Below are 3188 nucleotides of genomic sequence, written 5' to 3' on the forward strand. Positions count from 1 at the left end.
GTTGCAGGGCCTTCAGCTGTTTGTCCAGGTCTTTCATGGCTCGAACCCCAGCGCCCGCGCCTCGTCGCGGAAGCGCGTCACGTTGCGCAGCTTGATCGCCTCGTAGCCGCGGATCAGGTCGGGGAGATTGGCGAGCTTGACGGCGCGCTCGTAGGCGGCCTCGGACAGGTTGGCCAGCGCCTTGTCGACGAGCGCCCGGTACTCCGCGATCAGCTGGCGCTCGACCCGGCGTACTTCGGCGTAGCCGAAGGGATCGAACGGCGTTCCCCGAAGGCCGCGCATCGCCAGCAACAGACGGAACACGGCATCGAACCACGTGCCCAGCGTGAGCTTCTTCCGCCAGCCCAGCGCGCGCAGGATCGGCGGATGGAGGTGGTAGCGGATCTTCACGCCCTCCCGGTACTCGCTGGCGAGCCGGGCGGCCAGATCGGATTTGAGGTGAAGGCGCGCCACCTCGTACTCGTCCTTGTAGGCCATGAGCTTGAAGAGATGGCGCGCCACCCCCTCGCTGAGGCGGGTCTCACCGGGCACCACCGCGCGCTCAGCGGCGGCGACGCGCGTGACGAACCCGACGTATTCTCGCGCGTAGTCGAGGCTCTGGTAGTCGATCAGATCGGAGACGCGGATCTCCAGCAGCCGTCGTAGCTCCCCCGCCGCGCCGACCGAGTCCACCAGCGCGCGGGCCGGGGCGCCCAGCGCCGGCGCGGCCTCGACGGCGCCCAGGCGGGGCTTCTTGAGAGTCGAGGGCCAGAGGGGATCGACGACGAGGAGGCGGCCCGCCCGGAAGGCCTGCGTGTTCATCGGGACCGACACGCCGTTCAGCGCGATCGCTTCCTCGATCGCCTCGGCGCTCACCGGCAGCGCGCCCGCCTGATAGGCAGCGCCCAGCACGATCATGTTGGCGGCCATGTGGTCGTCGAAGAGCGTTTCGGCCAGGCCGATGGCGTCGAGGTACACGTTCTCGTCCTTGCGGGTCACCCGGTTGATCGAGGTGATGAGCCCGTTGGTCTCCGGGAACTGCACCTCCGTGGACGTGACCATCGCCCCCGTCGGCACCTTGCTGGTCGAGACCACGGCGATCGTCTTGTCGGGCCGGGCGTGGTCGAGGCTCTGAGGCGACGTGGCCACCAGGACGTCGAAGCCGAGGAAGCAGTCGGCCTCGCCGGCGGCGACCTTGTTGGAGACCTCCTCCGCCCGCTCGGAGATCTTGAGGTGGGAGACGACGGGCCCGCCCTTCTGGCTGAGTCCCGTCTGGTCCAGGCCGCGCACGTGGTGGCCGTCGAGGAGCGCCGCGGTGCCCAGGATCTGGTTGACCGTGACCACGCCGGTCCCCCCGATGCCGGTCATGAAGATCGAGCACTGCCGCGACACCTTGAGCGCCGGCTCGGGCAGCGCGCGATCGACCGTGAAGAGGCGCCGCTCCTTCTTCTTGGGCGCCCCCCGCGGGATCACGGTCAGGAAGGACGGGCAGTCGCCGCGGAGGCAGGAGTAGTCCTTGTTGCAGGACGACTGGTGGATCTGCGTCTTCCGGCCGAACTCGGTCTCCACGGGATGCACCGACAGGCAGTTCGACTGAACCCCGCAGTCGCCGCACCCCTCGCAGACGGCTTCGTTGATGTACACGCGCATCGCCGGATCCGGCAGCCGGCCCCGCTTGCGCAGCCGGCGCTTCTCCGCCGCGCAGCGCTGGTCGTAGATCAGGACGGTGACGCCGGGGACGTCGCGGAGGATGCGCTGGGCCTCCTCGAGGCGGTCGCGGTGCCAGACCTCCACGCCCCTGGCCCACCGGGTTCCCTTGGGGTACTGGTCGGGTTCGTCGGTCATCACGACGATGCGCTTGACGCCCTCCGCTTCCAGCGCGCGCGTCAGCTCGGGCACGGGTATCGCGCCGGCGGCGTCCTGGCCGCCGGTCATGGCCACCGCGGAGTTGTAAAGGATCTTGTAGGTGACGTTCGTGCCCGCGGCCACCGCCTGGCGGATCGCCAGCGAGCCCGAGTGGAAGAAGGTGCCGTCGCCCAGATTCTGGAAGATGTGGGGCGTCTCGGTGAAGGGGGCCATGCCCACCCACTGGGCGCCCTCGCCCCCCATGTGGGTGAGGCCGTACGTGTTGCGGTCCATGTAGAGGGCCATGCCGTGGCAGCCGATGCCGGCGGCGGCGATGGAGCCCTCGGGCACCACCGTCGAGCGATTGTGCGGGCAGCCCGAGCAGAAGTACGGCTGGCGGACGAGCGTGAGCGGGGCGGGGCGCTCCCGGAGCGCTTCGAGCAGCGCGACACGCGCGGTGATCGAGTCGAGGTGCAGCCTCCGCTCGAGGCGGGAGGCCACCAGTTGGGCGATCCGGTCGGCGTCCAGCTCGCCGTTGGCGGGGACGAGGATCCCGCCCTGCTCGTCGTGCTTGCCGACGACGCGTGGCCGCTCGCTCTGGTTGTAGAGGACGTCCCGGATGAACAGCTCCGTGAACGCCCGCTTCTCCTCGATGACCAGCAGCTCCTCCAGGCCACGGGCGAACTCGCGCACGATCCCGGGCTCCATCGGGAAGAGCATCCCCAGCTTGAGGATCCGAATCCCGTACCGCCGGAGCGCCGCCTCGTCGAGCCCTAGCTCGCCGAGCGCTTCGCGGAGGTCGTAATAGGTCTTGCCCGCCGCCACGATGCCCAGCCAGGCCTCCGGCGTGGAGACGGCGATGCGGTTGATTCCGTTGGCGGCGGCGAAGGCCCGGGCCGCCTCCAGCCGCCCGTAGTGGATGAGCCGCTCCGTCTCCAGCCCGAAGGGCGGCATCAGCATCGGCTGCTGCTGGGCCTGCCAGGGCCGCCCCTCGAACAGGAAGCCGGGGTCCTTGACGGCGACCCGATCCGGCGCGACCCCGGCCGTTCCGACCTCGTCGGCGACGTTGGTCACGATCTTGAAGCCGACCCAGAGCCCCGAGTAGCGCGACAGCTCGAAGCCGAGACGGCCGAGATCGAGGATCTCCTGGACGTTGCCCGGGAAGAGCACCGGAAAGAGGGCGTCGTAGAAGGCGACCTCCGAGTGGGTGGGCAACGTCGAGGACTTCGAGAGCGGATCGTCGCCGCCGAGCGCGAGCACGCCGCCGTGCTTGCCGACGCCCGCGAAGTTGGCGTGCTTGAAGATGTCGCCGGTGCGGTCGACGCCCGGCCCCTTGCCGTACCACATGCCGAGCACGCCGTCGT

1 protein-coding gene is annotated in these 3188 nt (G+C 69.7%); it reads right to left on the reverse strand.

Annotation, left to right across the window (positions count from 1 at the left end; genetic code table 11):
* Positions 1-33: 33 nt before the first annotated feature.
* Positions 34-3188, reverse strand: a 3155-nt coding sequence (locus VGV13_17500) for an indolepyruvate ferredoxin oxidoreductase family protein (protein ID HEV8642887.1), incomplete at its 5' end; no start/stop codon positions are given.

The sequence above is a fragment of the Candidatus Methylomirabilota bacterium genome, from assembly GCA_036001065.1.
GTDB lineage: Bacteria > Methylomirabilota > Methylomirabilia > Rokubacteriales > CSP1-6 > MNEF01.